The sequence below is a fragment of the Olsenella uli genome (genome assembly GCF_016900775.1).
GTDB lineage: Bacteria > Actinomycetota > Coriobacteriia > Coriobacteriales > Atopobiaceae > Thermophilibacter > Thermophilibacter uli_A.
In genome coordinates, this window is sequence record NZ_JACJKN010000009.1 from 16,055 (window position 1) to 31,815 (window position 15,761).

Here is a 15,761-nt window from a genome sequence, read left to right on the forward strand (position 1 = left end):
CGAACACTTATTTCTTGTATAGAGATTGGCTTTGCTTGGGAGCCTTGTTTACTCATCGTCCACCCGCGTGACTATATTGCATATCTCAGTCGATTATTGGTTGATGGCGGGTATACATCTCCTCACCCACTCGTATAATCGATGTTCAATCAAACATGGGCATCTACGCCCAACCAGCGAGGAGCGCACATGGGAGTCACCAAGAGGGAAGTCGCCGACCAGCTTGGCGTTGCCAAGCAGACCGTGGTCAACTACATAGAGAAGCTCGGCCTTGCTCCGGAGCACGTCACCCGCGTGGGCAAGACCGACGTGCTCGACGACTTTGCCGTCTCTGCGCTGGCCGACGCGCTGGGCAAGAACGTCGTTCCGAGGCCGGCGCAGGATGATGCGTCTGACCAGCGCGACTCCGTGATTTCTGCCCTCAATGCCCGCATTGCTGACCTTAAGGAGCAAAACGATCGGCTTGTTGCCGAGATTGCAGAGATGAGGTCGTCTCGCGAGCGCGAACTGGGCGAGCTGAGAGACCAGCTTGCAAGCGCCAACGACCGCGCTGCGCGCCTGGCCGAGCGCGTGGCGGGTATCGCCGAACGCCAGCAGGCAATAGCCGCACTCCCCTGGTGGAGACGAAGCTACTTTGCCACCAAGCTCCTTAATTCGGGCGCTGAGTAGGCTTGTTTAGTCGAACATAGTCAGTAGTTGAACATCGACCAAACACAACCCTCTACCTAATGCTGTCGAGAAGTTCGTCGGTGTGCTCTCTGAGCTACTAGCACACGTATGAAATGGCAAAAGTTGCCTTGATATAGGCGATTTGTTCGATGAGAGCGGCGCTTATGAGCCGCCGGCTGTACGAAACGACGTCACATTGCGGCATAACAGGCGGATATTCTGTCCGCTGCATCCCTAAAGAGCGTCCTGTCCGCCCCGACAGAAAGCCTCTCGATTGGCAAAGGCTAGCAAGGCTAGCAAGGTTGGCAGGATGGCTCAGCTGGTAAGGGTCACTCCATAGCGGGCCAGAAGCGCGCTTTCCAACCTCTCAAATTCGGGGATGTATTGGTGAAGTACGCTGTTGACCAGCCGCTTGGCAGCCCCGACGTCATAGATGTGCGTCGTACTGCTGCGGTATCGCAGCATGGAGAGCCACGTTTCCTCGTCGAGGAAATCGAAATGGCTGTACGCCTCCGTGATAATCTCACGCGGGGAGCCGGATGCCGCGCGCGCATCGCCCTCGTACGAGAGCACTCGCTTCAACAGCTTCCAGCTCAGCTCAAACTGCAGGGCAAATTTACCGATAATTCCGCTCTGCACAAACTCACTGTTCAGGTCCTGAAAAGGCGCCTCCCTGAGGACTTTCAACGCTGAGACGTAGTTCTCATACTTCCTCATAGAGAACCTTTCCATCGCGGGCTATCTCCTTCCTCAGCTCCTCCGATACAGTCCCATCCAAATCAACTACGTCAACCTTAAGTAGGCTCCAGAGGTCGTTCTGCAATGCGTCGTAGAGACGGCCAAAGTTCTGGCACCCCTCAACAGCAAGGTCTATGTCACTTTTGGGAAAGTTATCTCCACGAGCCCGCGAGCCAAAGAGAATCACACGACGGGCTCTCTCACGGCGCGCGATGTCAGCAATCTGCTGGTAAACATCCTCGATGGAAACCATGTGGCCTCCCCAGGACAGGGCGGGGGTGACACGGGGACGGAGCGGTGACAAGCCCTCCGTCCCCGTGTATGTTTACCGGATGGCGCGCAGGCCGATGTCCGTGCGGAAGGTCTTGCCCTCAAAGTCGATGAGCTCACAGGCGGCGTAGGCCTTGGCGCGGGCCTCCTCGAAGGTGGGGGCCACGGCCGTGACGTCGAGCACGCGGCCGCCGCTGGTGACGATCTGACCGTCCTTCTCGGCGGTGCCGGCGTGGTAGACGGTGACGCCCTCCATTGCCTCGGCCTTCTCGATACCGGTGATGACCTTGCCCTTCTCATAGCCGCCAGGGTAGCCGGCGGAGGTGAGGACCACGGAGACCGCCCAGTCGTCATCCCAGGAGACCATGTCCTCGGTGAGGGTGCCGTTGTCGCAGGCCATGAAGACGCTCACGAGGTCGGCCTTCATGCGCGGCAGCACGACCTGGGTCTCCGGATCGCCAAAGCGGGCGTTGAACTCCAGAACCTTGGGGCCGTCCTTCGTGAGCATGAAACCGCCGTAGAGGCAGCCGGAGTAGGTGATGCCCTCGCGCGCGAGCTCGGCAACGACCTTCTTCTCAATCTCGACCATCGTGGCCAGCTCCTCGGCGGAGACGAGGTGCTCGGGGACGGGGGAGTACACGCCCATGCCGCCGGTGTTGGGGCCCTTGTCGCCATCGAGAGCGCGCTTGTGGTCCTGGGAGGTGGCAAGCGGCACTACCGTCGTGCCGTCCGTGAGGGCGAGAAGGGAGCACTCGGGGCCCTCGAGGGTCTCCTCGATCACGACGGTGGCACCGGCGTCGCCAAACGCGCCGGAGAAGCACTCATGCACGCCCTCGAGCGCCTCCTCGGTGGTCTTGGCCACGATCACGCCCTTGCCGGCGGCCAGGCCGTCCGCCTTGACCACCACGGGGCCCCCTACCTGGCGCACGTACGCCGCCGCGGTCTCCTCGTCGGTGAAGCTGCGATAGGCCGCGGTGGGCACGCCGGCACGGGCCATGACCTGCTTGGCGAACTTCTTGGAGCCCTCCATCTGGGCCGCGTTGCCGTTGGGGCCAAAGCACGGGATGCCCGCGGAGCGCACGGCGTCGGCCACGCCCGCCACGAGCGGCGCCTCGGGACCAATGACCACGAGGCCGATGCCGCGCTGGCTCGCCCACTGGGCAACGTCAACGGGGGAGTTGATGTCGAGGTCCTCGACGGGGGTGGCCATGGCGTTCATGCCGCCGTTGCCGGGGGCCACGTAGAGCTTGCCCGCGCGGGGCGACTCGGCGAGCTTGGCGAGAAGCGCGTGCTCGCGCCCGCCTGAGCCGAGCAGCAGGATGTCAGTCTTCTGGGTGTTCATGGGATGCCTCCTTATTTGGGCAGTTCTCCGACAGCACGGGATCACATTCGTGCGTGCCTCCCGGCTGCTCACGGTCTGATTGCGCGGCATCCCCGGATAGGGAGTCGCCCCAGTAGTCTTGCGCGGGAACAAAGGCCACGCCCACTGCCCCCTGGCCAACAACATGCTCCACGCCCTGCGTCACGCGGAGCGTCCCCAGGCAGCGGGAGTCAAACTCGTTGGTGTCGAGCGGCTTTGTGAGCGAGCGGAGGGCCTGCTTGTCCCCCGTCTCAACGCACGCGTAGACGAGCGACCCCTCGTTGGCCGCGACCGCACTCATGGCACGGGCAAGGCGTCCGGTGAGGTCGGCCAGGTCAACAGAGCGCGCGAGCTGCGTGAGCTCCCCGTTGGCAAGCAGGTAGAGGCCACGCTCGCCCGAGAGGCGCACCCTGATGGAGGACGTGGCGCGGCGGATGAGCGCCGTTCCCTTGCGGCGGGCACGACGGTCCGGAAAGCGTGGCGAGCGGGCGGGGATCACGAGCAGGCGGACCTTCTCGGCGAGGGCGCGGGCGCGCGTGACGGCATCCTCGAACGGCATGCCGTCCTGCCGTAAGCAGGCAAGCCGGAAGACGACCATGCCCGTCGCGGCGCTTGCCGCAGCGGACTCCACGACGCGCACCTCCGCCACGTCGACGCAGGACGCCGCCGCCCTGCAGGCGCAGGCGACCTCCAGCGAGAAGGCCGGCGACGAGTGGACCGCGGCGATCTGTGTGACGCCTTCCCGGGCGAGCGCGCGATACGCCGCCTCGTAGCGAGCGGTCAGCTCCTGCTCGTCGTTCTTCTCGGCACAGCCGTCCACGAGCACGGCCCCCATGCGCTCCAGATAGCGCGCAGGGAGGTCGCACCCCGCATCACAGACGATGGCAAAGCTCTTCTCGGACACGTCGTGCGAACCGTGCCGTTAGTGCCAGTAGCGATCGATGGTCTGCTCGCGGTCCGGGCCCACCGTGATGATGGAGACGCGGACGCCCGCGAGCTGCTCGAGGAAGTCGATGTAGTCCTTGGCCTCGCGCGGGAGCTGGTAGAAGTTGCGGACGCCGGAGATGTCGCAGCTCCAGCCGGGCAGGGTCTCGTAGACCGGCTTGGCGTGATAGAAGACGCTCTGGTGCTCGGGCACGGTGTGGTACTCCACGCCATCGCACTCGTAGGCCACGCAGACCTTGATCTCATCCAGGCAACCGAGGACGTCGAGCTTGGTGATGGCGAGGTCGGTGAGGCCGTTCACGCGGGCGGCGTAGTTCACCACGACGGCGTCATACCAGCCGCAGCGGCGCTTGCGGCCGGTGGTCACGCCGTACTCGTGGCCAACCTCACCGAGCTTGTCGCCCACCTCGTCGAAGAGCTCCGTGGGGAAGGGGCCCGAGCCCACGCGCGTGAGGTAGGCCTTGGCCACGCCGAGGACGCGGTCGATGTTGGTGGGACCCACGCCCGAGCCGGTGACGGCGCCGCCGGCGGTGCAGTTGGAGCTGGTGACGAAGGGGTAGGTGCCGTGGTCGATGTCCAGCATCGTGGCCTGGGCGCCCTCAAAGAGGATGTTCTTGCCGCTCTCGAGCTGCTCGTTGAGGAAGAGGGAGCTCTCGACGATGTAGGGGCGGATGCGCTCGGCGTAGGGCAGATAGGTCTCGCAAATCTGCTCGACGGTGTAGGTGGGTAGCTCGTAGACCTTCTCCAGGATGGGGTTGGTGTAGGCGAGCGCGCTCTCGAGCTTCTGGCGGAAGATCTTCTCGTCCAGCATGTCCTGGATGCGCAGGCCCGTGCGGTTCATCTTGTCCATGTAGCAGGGACCCACGCCGCGCTTGGTGGTGCCGATGAGGTTCTTGCCGAGCTTCTTCTCGTGCGCGCCGTCGAGGTCCTTGTGGTAGGGCATGACGATGTGCGCGTTGCCGGAGATCTTGAGGCGCTCGGCCGAGATGCCCTGATCGGCGAGCATGTCAATCTCCTGGAGGAGAACCTCCGGGTCGACGATGCAGCCGTTGCCGATCACGGGGTAGGTGCCCTCGTACATGACGCCGGAGGGAACCTGGTGCAGGGCCAGCTTCTTTCCGTTTGCGATGACGGTGTGACCGGCGTTGGCGCCACCGGCATAGCGGCAGACCACGTCAAAGTCGCCGGAGATGAGATCGGTGACCTTGCCCTTGCCCTCGTCGCCCCACTGAGTTCCCACGAGCACTGATGCCGACATGAGTGTCCCTCTCGTCGCGATTCACATACGAATCTACATTATAGGGCAGACGGACGAGAGGGAGGGGACGGTGAACAAGGGCGTGCAAAAGCGGTCGTCCCCCTTGCACGCCCCCCACAGCCTGTCAGGATGCGCTTAGTCGTGGAAGGTGTCCACCTCGACGAACTTGGTCGAGCCGGGAAGGAAGGTGAGCGGGACGTCCGCGAGGGCACCGGAGCGGTTCTTGGCGATGATGAAGGTGGTCTCGTTCATCGCGGGGCGATCCTCTCGCGACGCCTCGTCCTCGTTCATCGAACGGTCGAGCAGCGCAACGACGTCTGCGTCCTGCTCGATGGAGCCGGACTCGCGTAGGTCGGAGAGCTGCGGGCGCTTGCCCGTGCGGTTCTCGACGGTACGGTTGAGCTGGGAGAGGGCCACGACGGGCACGCCGAGGTCCTTGGCCATAATCTTGATGCCGCGGCTCATCTCAGAGACCTCGGTGGCGCGGCTGTCCGCGCGGTGGCCGCCGGACGGCGGAGAGATGAGCTGCAGATAGTCGATGATCACCAGGCCGAGCGGCTTGCCGCGCAGGATGCGGCGCGCCTTGGCTCGAATCTCGGTCACCGTGGTACCCGGCGTGTCGTCGATCATGATGTCGAGCTGGGAGAGGTCGTTGGTCGCCTGGAGGATCTGGGGCCACTGCTCGTTTCTGATGCGAGCGGAGCGGATCTCCTGCAGGCCCACGCGCGCGTTGGCCGCGAGCAGGCGCTGCGCGATCTCCACCTTTGACATCTCGAGCGAGAACATGGCCACGCTCGCCCCATTGAAGGCGGCGTTGGTCATGAGATTCAGGGCGAAGGAGGTCTTGCCGACGCCGGGTCGGGCGCCGATGACGATCATCTGGCCGGGCCGCAGGCCGAGCAGGCACTCGTCGATGCGCGGAAACCCCGTGAGGACGCCGAGGGGCTTGTCGTGGTTGGCGGCGTTCTGGCCGAGCTCCTCGTAGAGGTCGGCCATGATCTCCTCGAGAGACTGCTCGTTCTTGTGCACGTCACGGTTGGTGACGTCGAGCAGCATCTTCTCGGCGCGGTCAACGACCTCCTTGGTGTCCTCCGGGGCGTCGTAGGCAAGCGCCGTGATCTGCGCGGAGGCGCTGATCATCTTGCGCAGCGTGGTGTCGCGATGCAGCATCTCAACGTGGCGGCGCCACCCCACGAGCGCGAGCGAGTTGTTGCCCAGGCCCAGAAGGAAGCTCCTGCCGCCCACGCGCTCTAGCTCGCCGGCGCTCTTGAGGTAGTCGGCGAGCGAGATGGTGTCGATCGGCATATTCTTGTCGAACATCTCGCGCATGGCCGAGAAGACGGTGCGGTTGGAGGGGAAGTAGAAGTCATCCGGCGTGAGCTCGATCAGGCACTCCTGGAGTGCCTCGGTCGAGACCATCATGGCTGAGAGGACCGAGGCCTCGGCCTCCGGGTCCTGTGGCATCGCCGCATCCTGGTTGGCTCTCATCCGCGTGGGATTGACGTCATACTCGCTCTGGGCCACGAATCCTCCTCGGGTGACTGTTCCGGGGTCCCATTATCGCATTCTGCCGCCGTCCAAACGATCGGATGATGCCACAGGCGGGGTCCTCGCTCGCCCGTGGCAGCGCAATCAGGCCCTTGGTGCGAAAGGTGGGCGTTCTCCTGCGCAATCGGCGCGTTGGTGCGAAGCGATTTCCACGCTTGTCCGAAGTGCGCCAACCAAAAACCTGCGCAAACAATTTGTCTAGTGCAGGTAGCATTTTGTAAAACCAGCACGTAGACGGAAACGTGCTTCGCACCAAGACGGTGACTGCGCAGGAGAACGCCCGTCTTTCGCACCAAGGGCCTGATTGCGCAAGCAAGGACCGATGGCCACTCCACCCCTGCTGTCAAGAGGCAAAAATGCCGCCTCCGGCCCTCCGAGAGGCCTTGTCGAGAAGAAGGGGCACCTGAACGGGCCTTTCTTCCTTTTCGACGTTTTCAACAAATTTTTTTCCTGCGGAAATGACGAGTTTTCAACACGATTCTTTACCGCTAGAAGAGCCCTCAACCGCTGCTCACACACCACTCGTCTGGTTTCAACATCGGCATACCAGTATAAAAGCGCAGGTAGATGGCATATGTGCTGGGTGTTGCACAACAATGCCCCGTGAGTCGGTAAGACTCACGGGGCATCACCTTACATGGTGCTGACCTGCGGATATTGTAGAAATCCCCAGCTCAGACGTGGACGTCGAAAAGTGGTTACTCCTCGACCTCGGTGGTCTCGACCTCGGCGACCTCGGCGGTCTCCTCGGCCTCCTCCGCCGGCTCCTCCTCGGTCACGCCAACGAGGACGTTGACCACCGCGGTAATCTCGCGGTAGAGGTTGACCTCGACGGCGTGCTTGCCGGAGGTCTTGATGTTGTTCCCGCGGCCGACGCGCTTGCGGTCGACCTCGATGCCGAGCTGAGCCTGAATGGCGTCGGCAATCTGGGACGGGGTAACGGAGCCGAAGAGCTGGCCCTCGTCGCCGATCTTGGCGTCGACGGTCACCGACTTGCCATCGAGAGCGGCCTTGGTGGCCTCGGCGACAGAGATGCGCTCGGCCTCACGCTTCTCGATGTTGTGACGGCGCTCCTCGAGCTGCTTGATGTTGCCCGGGGTAGCGGGCTGGGCGATCTTGTTGGGGAACAGGTAGTTCTCCGCAAAGCCCTGTGCGACGTCGACGATGTCGCCCTCGCCGCCCTTGCCCCGAAGCTCACCCAAGAGGATGACTTTCATGGGATACTCCTTCGATCAGCCGGGCTGACCCGGCTTTTTGTCCTGCGCTGTCGTGTCGTCCGAGGCCAGCGTGCCACGCTGGAGGTGGCGGAAGTTGGCCCAGACGTCGACGACGCCGACAACGGTCAAAACGACGAACTGCACTTCGAGATAGAGCGCTGCGACCCAGACGAGGACCCTCGCAAACGGGCCGAGGTCCCTTCCCCTCAGGAGCCAGACGAGCACAGCGGCTCCCTGAATCGCAAACGCGATCCTCAGGGCCATGGCCAGATTGGCCGAGACCATAAGGACGAGCTGCGGCGCCGAGGGGACCGTCAGGGAGACGGCCAGGCCGGCCGCCGCCGCGACGAGCACCGCGACGACCCATAGGGGCAGGTCGTAGTTTGCGATGCCCTCCTCGGTGCGAGGGGAGTCCGCCCTTCTCAGCGCAAGATGCGCGCCGACAAGGCCTGCCGCGAGTTCCCCTGCGGAGACGACCACATAGGCCGTCGGCCAGAGGATGCCCACGAGCGAGGACACGGTCTCGACCTGAGCGGAGCTCGTGGGGGAAGCCTCGGTGAAGGCCTCCCGATAGAACTCGATCAGCTCCGCCATGGTCTGGGGGAGCGTGGTGCCGCTCATGAGCGCGAACACCGAGTCCGCCCCGATGTGAGCCGCAAACAGCACGGCCACTATGAGGCACCCAGTGCCCGGGGTCAGACGACCCTTCCAACAGACGAGCGCAACGATGAGTCCCGCAAGGCATGCGATGACAGCCCCGACCCCCTGAGCCGCCCCGAGGGGAAGCCCCAAGGCGAGCGCCGCCGCGAGGGCGATGCCCGTGCCGAGCGCCGTCATGCGCGCGCCCCCTCGTGCATGGGCCACGCAGAGCCCATATCCCACGAGCGCGGGTGCGGCCACAGACATCGAGGAGGATGCCGCCGCGCCTCCGATGGCGCAGGTCAGCAGGGCAAGGGGAAGCGAGGCCGCTCCGCGGTTGCCCTCCTCGTTGTTCTGCTGGCCAAAGGGGGTGATGGCACCCCCGGACCGCACGGAGCCAGCAGACGGAAGCTCGCCCATGCCATCAGGCGTGGGTGGAACACCGTTGTTGGACCATGCGCTCATCGTGCGCGCGCTCTTCTCTCGTGCGCGCGGCGCTAGCCGCGGTTACGGCCGCCGCGGCTGGAGACCACGGGGACGGTGTAGGGGAGAAGCGCCATCTCGCGGGCGCGCTTGATCGCCAGCGCGATGTCGTGCTGATGCTGCGTGCAGGCGCCAGTGACGCGACGCGGCTTGATCTTGCCACGATCGGTCATGTACTTGCGGAGAAGCTGCACATCCTTGTAGTCGATGTACTCGGTCTCCTCCTTGCAGAACTGGCAGTACTTGCGACGCGGCTGGCGCTGAAAATCCTGCTTCTGCTGAGCCATGTCTAGTTGCCTTTCTGTTGGCGGCCGAGCGGCCGCCGGTGATTAGAACGGGATGTCCTCGTCGTAGACGTCGGTCTCCGGCGGGGTCTGGACGGGCGCCTGCTGCATCTGCGGCTGCGGCGCGTAGCCACCCTGCGGGGCGGACGGCACCGGCGCGGAGGCGACGGGCGCGGCGTACGCGGGCGCGGGGGCCTGCTGGAAGGCGGGCGCACCGGCATTCTGCTGGTACCCTCCGCCCTGCTGGTTTCTCGAGCTCAGAAACTCGACCTCGTCGACGACGACCTCGAGCTTGCTGCGACGCTGACCGTCCTTGGTCTCCCAGGAGCTGTAACGAAGCTTGCCCTCGACGGCAACCTTCGTGCCCTTGGAGAGGAAGCGGGAGAGCGGTTCGGCGCGGGCGCCAAACACCACGCAGTCGACGAAGTTGGGGTAGTCCTCCCACTCGCCCGTCTGCTGGTTGCGGCGACGGTCGTTCACGGCAACGCCGAAGGAAAGAATCTGCGAGCCGCTGGCCGTGGCCCTGAGCTCGGGGTCCCTCGTGAGGTTACCCGAGATGTTAACCCTGTTGATGCTCATGGTCTCACTTCCTCCCACCCGCGGGCCTTATGCCCGCGCTTCCTTGCCTAGTCCTTGTCGACGCGGCGCACGACCATGTGGCGCTTGACGGCGTCGTTGATGCGCAGAACTCGGTCGAGCTCGGCGATGTGCTCGGGATCAGCGTGGAAGTTGATGAGGGTGTAGTCACCCTCAGTGAGATCGTCGACCTCAAAGGCGAGCTTGCGCTTGCCCCAGTCCTCGACGCTGTCGACCTTGCCAGTCTCGCCGAGAGCAACCTCGATGCGCTTCATGACGCCGGCGCGGGTCTCCTCGTTGCACGTGGGGTCGACAAAGTAGAGCAGTTCATAAGCCTTCATTCGATTCACCTCCTCTGGGCTAGTGGCCCCGGGACATGAAGGCTCGCCCGGGGCAGGAAAGGTTCGGCGAAGCATCATACCACAGAAGGCTCTTCTCGCTGTATCCCCTCCACAACATCCCTGCATATAGCCTACATGCTGGCGGTTACCAGAGGCTGCCACCAGGCACACGCGTCTCTGACGGGCAGGGGAGGTTCGCCGCGCTCCGGGCGGGCGGGACTCTTGATGCGCGGCCCTCCGAGGGTCTCGGCGCGCACAGCATCTCCAAACATGAGGGCGGGGGCGGGAGTGGAATCGCAGGACATTGCGATTCCGCGCCCGCCCCCGCCATGAGGACGTGCCTGGACCTACTCGTTTGAGCGCGGCTCCTCGGGGCCGTCTTCCGGCGCCGGGACCGGCTCGATGGAGGAGGGGTCGCCGGCGTCAAATGGAGTTGCCTCCTCCGACGGAGGGGCCGGGACCATCTCCGCGGACGCGGCAGGGGTCACGGGACTGGGCGCGGCCTGGGGCTCGGGCGCAGGTCGCGGCGCCGCCTGGGGCTCGGGAGACACGGGGCGCGCGGCCCCGTCGGGCTGCTGCGGCACGCCATACTGCCAGCTTCCCGCCTGCTGCGCCGCATCTCTCGGGTCGCTGACAAACGGCGGCAGCGGGTCCTCGTCCCTGCCCCATGCGGTGACGTTGAACTGCCGCATCCACAGCGCGACGGCGTTCATGCACACGAGCGAGATGATTGAGCCGAGAAAGCCGCACACGAGAATGAGCACGATGAGCGTCGGACCGATGGCGGAAAGCACGGAAAACGCCGCCTGCATCGCGATACGCGCCTGCATGCCGCTGGAGAGCACCGAGGAATACTCAAGGTACTCGACCATGGTGACGAGGCTGGGAATGATGCTGAACAGGACCGGGAGCAGGGCGATCGTCATGACCGCGCCGATGATTATGCCGCCGATGATCTGGATTCCCGCGATCCTGGCGAGGCCGGCGGGGTCATGGGAGATCATCTTCCAGATGGTCGGGACGCGCAGGCCGGGCACGATCTTCTGGTAGACCGTCGCACGCATCGCCGCGACGCTGGCGATAAGGGCAAAGCAGACGGTCACGAGCGTCCAGACAAAATCGAGGAGGTCACCGATCACCGGGACGCTCAGCAGGATGCCCGAGACGATGGTAAAGCCCACATACCAGACGAGGCACACCACGAAGACGCGCCACCCGCTTGCGATGCACTCGCCCACGCGCACGCCCTTCTGCTTGGGTGCCGAATTGACGCCCCACGCCGTGAGGCGCGCCCACTCGTAGACGTAGCCCATCACGCCGAGTGCGCCGACAAAGGGCACGAGCAGGGAGACCGTCATGAGAAGAACCGGCTTGATCCAGCCGCGGTCCCTCGTGAGAAGCGCCCACGAGCGCGCGAAGTAGCGGTCGCGCCTAAATCCCTCGAGCTCAGACTCGCCAACCATAGATTCCCCTTTCAGCGGAGGGTGGATTCACACACGTACCCTGTAGCGTACCCTAAACGTGCGCGAGACTGACGTTCTTCTCGCCGCGCATGCCGAGATATGAAAAAAGCCGGTCAGATAGACCGGCTCTCTCGTCAATGGCGGAGGAGGAGGGATTCGAACCCTCGTACCCCCGAAGGGGTAAACGGTTTTCGAGACCGCCGCATTCAACCACTCTGCCACCCCTCCGAAGGGTGACGTGGCGCCCGAAGGCGCCACGGTAAGTTCTGGCGGAGAGTCAGGGATTTGAACCCTGGAGACGCTTTAGGCGCCTACACGATTTCCAATCGTGCTCCTTCGGCCACTCGGACAACTCTCCATGAGAAGGTGCAGCGGTCAATATAGCATAAGTGCCGCGGTTTTGAAAACACTTTTCTTGATGAAAAGGGACTGTCCCTTTTCATCACGGTGCGCAACAATGTACGAGCGCCGCCCGCACCTGACCGCGAGGAGACACCCGTGCCAGAGATCTTCTCAACCTATAGCCCAGAAGTCGCCGCCGTCTCGCTGCCGACGTGGGTCGACCTCGCGTCCGTCGTCGTGGGATCTGCCGGTGGGGTCATGGTGGCCCGGGCGCGGCACCTGGACGCCGTCGGCTTTGTGGGCCTTGCGCTCCTGTGCGGCCTTGGCGGCGGCCTCATCCGCGACGTGATGATGCAGGTGGGCAGGATCTACATGCTCACCTCGCCCTTCGCCATCCCTGTGAGCGTTGCCACGGGACTCGTGGCGTTCCTCTTTCCCCGGCCGCTCGACCGCGCCGCAAACCTCCTCGAGTGGCTCGACATCATGGCCGTGGCGCTCTTTGCCCTCGTCGGCACCGACAAGGCCATCGTCCACGGCTTCTACCCGGCGTCATGCGTGCTCATGGGCATCATGACCGGCGTAGGGGGAGGCATGCTGCGCGACGTCTTCCTCGGCGAGGTGCCCCGAATCTTCCAGAAGTCAAACCTGTACGCCGTGTGCGCGCTGGCGGGCGGCGTGGTGTATTACCTTGCCGTCGTGTGCTGCTCGGTCAACAAGCTGTGGGGGTCCCTGCTCTGCATCGCCGTCACCATAGGGCTCAGGCGCTGGTCGCTGCACTTCAACGTGCAGACCCCCGCAGACGTCGACCTAGGCCCGCAGGTGGCCGCGCCGGTGCGGCGCGTGAGCCGCTACGTACGCGTCACCCGCTGGCGCACGAGCAAGTACGAGAAGGACCGGCCGGTCCGCAACGTGACCTCGCCGAAGGGCGGGCGCAAATCCTGACGAGGGTGCCGTGCGAGCCTGACAAAGGTGCCGGGGCAGACTGTCATGAATCTTTCACGACAGTCTGCCCCGGCACCTTTGTCAGGCTCACCCCCGGCGCTGCCGCCGGCAGGCCCAGGTTCTTCTCGGCAGCTGTGCCTACTTCTTCACCTTGCCGTTGCGGACGGCCCACTTGCGGCGCTCGATCTCCGAGAGCAGGCGCTTGCGCATGCGGACGCTCTTGGGCGTGACCTCCACGAGCTCGTCATCCATGATGTACTCGAGCGCCTCCTCCAGGGTGAAGGTGCGCGGCGGCGTGAGCTGCACGGCGATGTCCGCGGTGGAGGAGCGCTGGTTGCCCAGGCTCTTGGTACGCGCGATGTTGACGACCATGTCACCGGGCTTGGACCGCTCGCCCACGAGCATGCCCTCATAGCACTCGTCGCCCGGCGCCACGAAGAGCTGGCCGCGCTCCTGGAGCGTGCCGAGCGCGTAGGCCACGGCCTTCTCGGTGCTCATGGAGATCATGGCGCCGTTCTGGCGGACGCCGATCTCGCCGGCGTACGGACCGTACTCGAGGAACGTGTGGTAGAAGACCGCCTCGCCGTGGGTGACGTTCAGGATGCGGTTCTTGAGGCCCATGATGCCGCGGGTGGGAATCTTGAACTCGAGGTGCGTCTGGGTAGTCCCGGCGTCCATCGTGGTCATGGTGCCGCCGGCGTTGCCAAAGACCTCGATGACCTTGCCGGAGTACTCGCCCGGGCACTCCACCACGGCCTGCTCCACGGGCTCGGTCATCTGGCCGTTGGCATCCTTCTTGAAGAGGACGCGCGGGCGGCCCACCTGGAACTCGAAGCCCTCGCGGCGCATGGTCTCCATGAGGACAGAGAGGTGCAGGATGCCGCGGCCGGCCACCTCGACGCCGGTCTTGTCGGGCAGCTCCTCGATGCGCATGGTCACGTTGTTCTCGCGCTCCTGCATGAGGCGCTCCTTGAGCTGGCGGCCGCCCACGATGTCGCCCTCGCGGCCTACGAGCGGGGAGGTGGAGGGCTCAAAGACAACGGAGAGCGTCGGCGGGTCAATCTCGATGGGCTCAAGCTCGACGGGGTTCTCCGGGTCGGTGTAGACGTCGCCGATGTCGGTGGAGTCTATGCCCACGACGGCCGCGATGTCGCCGGCCTGGGCCTCCTTGCACTCCTTCCGACCAAGGTAGTCGAAGGTGAAGAGCTGCTTAACCTGGCTCATGGCGCGCGAGCCGTCGTTTTTCACCACGAGGATCTTGTCTCCGTCGTGGATGGTGCCGGAGTAGATGCGGCCGATACCGATGCGACCAACGTATTCGGAGTGGTCGATGGTCACACACTGCATGGCAAGGGGGCCTTCGATGTCAACGTCCGGCGCGGGCAGCTCGTCGACGATCATGTCGAGCATGGGGAACATGTCCTGGTTGTCATCGCTCGGGTCGAGGCGCGCGAAGCCGTTCACCGCGGAGGCGTAGATCACGTGCTCCATCGCAAACTCGAGCTGCTCGTCCGTGGCGCCAAGGTCGGCCATGAGGTCGAGCGAGGTGTTCACCGCGCGCTCGGGGTCAGCTGCGGGCTTGTCGATCTTGTTCACCACGATCATCACGGCAAGGCCCGCGTCGATGGCGTGGCGCAGGACAAAGCGCGTCTGCGGCATGGGGCCCTCGGCGGCATCGACCAAAAGGAGGGCGCCATCGGCCATGCGCAGCACGCGCTCGACCTCTCCGCCAAAGTCGGCGTGGCCCGGGGTGTCGATGACGTTGATCTTCACGCCCTTGTACTCGATGGAGATGTTCTTCGCCAGGATGGTGATGCCGCGCTCGCGCTCCTGGTCGTTGGAGTCGAGCACGCGCTCCTGGACCTGCTGGTTCTCGCGGAACGCGTCCGTCGCCTTGAGCATTTGGTCGACCAAGGTGGTCTTGCCGTGGTCGACGTGGGCGATGATGGCGATGTTCCTGATGTTCTCCTGGCGCATATGTCCCCTCACCTAAGGCGCATGTGTAATCCCGACCGCATCGGCCGACGGTTGCTATTTATCGACATACGGTACTTTACAGCAGCGGGGGCAGCTCTCCTGCCGGCGCGGGGTCGGTCCACGTGAAACCATCACCTGCGCCCTTGCCGTCGACGAGCGAGAAGGCCGAGTAGCTGCGATAGCCACGCTCGCCAAACTCGAGGAGGAGCGCGTCGGAGAAAGATCCGTCATCACCCTCTATCGCGCCCTCATAGCAGATGGCGTAGCGCACGGCGTCCTTGAGCTCAGCCACCTTGGCGCGGGCGCCCTCGAGGCACGCCTCGGGGCCGTCGTCAACGAACTCGAAGCTCATCACCTCGCCCGTGGACCCCTGCACCGCGAGAAGGACCTCGAACGCCTCGCCGGCGGCAAGAAGATCGAGCGCGTCTCCCATCAGCGTACTTGCCAGCTCGTCGGTCTGGGGCGACACGCCCTCACGAAGCCCGCTCGTCTCTGCCATGGTCCCTCCTCACGCCGATTTCTGCTGCGATGATACCTGACAAAGGTGACGGGGGCGTTTGTCATGTTTTTCATGACAAACGCCCCCGTCACCTTTGTCAGGCGTGTGCAGATGCGGCCTTGGTGCGAAGACTTGGGCGCGCTGTGCGCAATCAGCCCCTTGGTGCGAAGAGCTTTTGGTCGACCATTCCCCATCTTGCCTTGTTCGATT

Annotated in this window: 16 protein-coding genes and 2 tRNA genes; 2 read left to right on the top strand and 16 right to left on the bottom strand. The window is 64.3% G+C overall.

What is annotated here, in order from left to right; translation table 11 throughout:
• Positions 1–189: 189 nt before the first annotated feature.
• Positions 190–669: a hypothetical protein gene (locus tag H6A23_RS06675; protein ID WP_204831426.1), complete on the top strand. Its 480-nt coding sequence runs from the start codon at positions 190–192 to the stop codon at positions 667–669.
• A gap of 315 nt (positions 670–984) precedes the next feature.
• Here the strand turns inward: H6A23_RS06675 and H6A23_RS06680 are convergent, their stop codons facing one another.
• The 14 genes from H6A23_RS06680 to H6A23_RS06745 form a co-directional block, all read right to left on the bottom strand.
• The gene (locus tag H6A23_RS06680; protein WP_286165873.1) at positions 985–1,401 is read right to left on the bottom strand and encodes an HI0074 family nucleotidyltransferase substrate-binding subunit; all 417 of its coding nucleotides are present in this window, start codon (positions 1,399–1,401) and stop codon (positions 985–987) included.
• Positions 1,373–1,660, bottom strand: a complete 288-nt coding sequence (locus H6A23_RS06685; protein ID WP_204831427.1) for a nucleotidyltransferase family protein — start codon at positions 1,658–1,660, stop codon at positions 1,373–1,375. Before H6A23_RS06685 ends, H6A23_RS06680 begins: the two co-directional genes overlap by 29 nt.
• Before the next feature lie 72 nt (positions 1,661–1,732).
• The gene (purD, locus tag H6A23_RS06690; RefSeq protein ID WP_204831428.1) at positions 1,733–3,019 is read right to left on the bottom strand and encodes a phosphoribosylamine--glycine ligase; all 1,287 of its coding nucleotides are present in this window, start codon (positions 3,017–3,019) and stop codon (positions 1,733–1,735) included.
• Entirely contained in the window at positions 3,000–3,941 is a 942-nt protein-coding gene (locus tag H6A23_RS06695) for a DegV family protein (protein ID WP_204831429.1), read from the bottom strand. Before H6A23_RS06695 ends, purD begins: the two co-directional genes overlap by 20 nt.
• Positions 3,942–3,959: 18 nt before the next feature.
• The gene (locus H6A23_RS06700; protein WP_204831430.1) at positions 3,960–5,240 is read right to left on the bottom strand and encodes an adenylosuccinate synthase; all 1,281 of its coding nucleotides are present in this window, start codon (positions 5,238–5,240) and stop codon (positions 3,960–3,962) included.
• 135 nt (positions 5,241–5,375) lie between these two features.
• Positions 5,376–6,764: a replicative DNA helicase gene (gene dnaB / locus H6A23_RS06705; RefSeq protein WP_353653027.1), complete on the bottom strand. Its 1,389-nt coding sequence runs from the start codon at positions 6,762–6,764 to the stop codon at positions 5,376–5,378.
• A 722-nt stretch (positions 6,765–7,486) separates the two neighbouring features.
• Entirely contained in the window at positions 7,487–8,005 is a 519-nt protein-coding gene (gene rplI / locus H6A23_RS06710; protein ID WP_204831431.1) for a 50S ribosomal protein L9, read from the bottom strand.
• Positions 8,006–8,020: 15 nt separating this feature from the next.
• Positions 8,021–9,109, bottom strand: a complete 1,089-nt coding sequence (locus H6A23_RS06715; RefSeq protein ID WP_204831432.1) for a DUF2232 domain-containing protein — start codon at positions 9,107–9,109, stop codon at positions 8,021–8,023.
• Between the two features lie 32 nt (positions 9,110–9,141).
• Positions 9,142–9,414, bottom strand: a complete 273-nt coding sequence (gene rpsR / locus H6A23_RS06720) for a 30S ribosomal protein S18 (protein ID WP_072373695.1) — start codon at positions 9,412–9,414, stop codon at positions 9,142–9,144.
• A gap of 42 nt (positions 9,415–9,456) precedes the next feature.
• Complete coding sequence (locus H6A23_RS06725) at positions 9,457–9,990, bottom strand: single-stranded DNA-binding protein (RefSeq protein ID WP_204831433.1); 534 nt, start codon at positions 9,988–9,990, stop codon at positions 9,457–9,459.
• A 47-nt stretch (positions 9,991–10,037) separates the two neighbouring features.
• Entirely contained in the window at positions 10,038–10,328 is a 291-nt protein-coding gene (gene rpsF / locus H6A23_RS06730) for a 30S ribosomal protein S6 (RefSeq protein WP_075279077.1), read from the bottom strand.
• 347 nt (positions 10,329–10,675) lie between these two features.
• Complete coding sequence (locus tag H6A23_RS06735) at positions 10,676–11,791, bottom strand: DUF4013 domain-containing protein (protein WP_204831434.1); 1,116 nt, start codon at positions 11,789–11,791, stop codon at positions 10,676–10,678.
• Positions 11,792–11,929: 138 nt separating this feature from the next.
• Positions 11,930–12,019, bottom strand: a tRNA-Ser gene (locus H6A23_RS06740).
• Between the two features lie 39 nt (positions 12,020–12,058).
• Positions 12,059–12,149 (bottom strand) — tRNA-Ser (locus H6A23_RS06745).
• Positions 12,150–12,289: 140 nt separating this feature from the next.
• On the opposite strand from H6A23_RS06745, the gene H6A23_RS06750 reads away from it, so the two are divergent.
• Entirely contained in the window at positions 12,290–13,075 is a 786-nt protein-coding gene (locus tag H6A23_RS06750; RefSeq protein ID WP_353653028.1) for a trimeric intracellular cation channel family protein, read from the top strand.
• A 138-nt stretch (positions 13,076–13,213) separates the two neighbouring features.
• Here H6A23_RS06750 and typA read toward each other — a convergent pair whose 3' ends face one another.
• Both typA and H6A23_RS06760 read right to left on the bottom strand, forming a co-directional pair.
• Positions 13,214–15,052 carry a translational GTPase TypA gene (gene typA / locus H6A23_RS06755; RefSeq protein WP_204831435.1) on the bottom strand — a complete coding sequence of 613 codons (1,839 nt, stop codon included), beginning with the start codon at positions 15,050–15,052 and terminating at the stop codon, positions 13,214–13,216.
• A 76-nt stretch (positions 15,053–15,128) separates the two neighbouring features.
• The gene (locus H6A23_RS06760) at positions 15,129–15,551 is read right to left on the bottom strand and encodes a hypothetical protein (protein ID WP_204831436.1); all 423 of its coding nucleotides are present in this window, start codon (positions 15,549–15,551) and stop codon (positions 15,129–15,131) included.
• Positions 15,552–15,761 lie beyond the last annotated feature (210 nt).

Bases quoted from the DNA above. Each gene is read 5' to 3' on its own strand.
- H6A23_RS06675 (WP_204831426.1), top strand. From the start codon at position 190: ATGGGAGTCACCAAGAGGGAAGTCGCCGACCAGCTTGGCGTTGCCAAG.
- H6A23_RS06680 (WP_286165873.1), bottom strand. From the start codon at position 1,401: ATGGAAAGGTTCTCTATGAGGAAGTATGAGAACTACGTCTCAGCGTTG.
- H6A23_RS06685 (WP_204831427.1), bottom strand. From the start codon at position 1,660: ATGGTTTCCATCGAGGATGTTTACCAGCAGATTGCTGACATCGCGCGC.
- purD (WP_204831428.1), bottom strand. From the start codon at position 3,019: ATGAACACCCAGAAGACTGACATCCTGCTGCTCGGCTCAGGCGGGCGC.
- H6A23_RS06700 (WP_204831430.1), bottom strand. From the start codon at position 5,240: ATGTCGGCATCAGTGCTCGTGGGAACTCAGTGGGGCGACGAGGGCAAG.
- rplI (WP_204831431.1), bottom strand. From the start codon at position 8,005: ATGAAAGTCATCCTCTTGGGTGAGCTTCGGGGCAAGGGCGGCGAGGGC.
- H6A23_RS06715 (WP_204831432.1), bottom strand. From the start codon at position 9,109: ATGAGCGCATGGTCCAACAACGGTGTTCCACCCACGCCTGATGGCATG.
- rpsR (WP_072373695.1), bottom strand. From the start codon at position 9,414: ATGGCTCAGCAGAAGCAGGATTTTCAGCGCCAGCCGCGTCGCAAGTAC.
- H6A23_RS06725 (WP_204831433.1), bottom strand. From the start codon at position 9,990: ATGAGCATCAACAGGGTTAACATCTCGGGTAACCTCACGAGGGACCCC.
- rpsF (WP_075279077.1), bottom strand. From the start codon at position 10,328: ATGAAGGCTTATGAACTGCTCTACTTTGTCGACCCCACGTGCAACGAG.
- H6A23_RS06735 (WP_204831434.1), bottom strand. From the start codon at position 11,791: ATGGTTGGCGAGTCTGAGCTCGAGGGATTTAGGCGCGACCGCTACTTC.
- typA (WP_204831435.1), bottom strand. From the start codon at position 15,052: ATGCGCCAGGAGAACATCAGGAACATCGCCATCATCGCCCACGTCGAC.
- H6A23_RS06760 (WP_204831436.1), bottom strand. From the start codon at position 15,551: ATGGCAGAGACGAGCGGGCTTCGTGAGGGCGTGTCGCCCCAGACCGAC.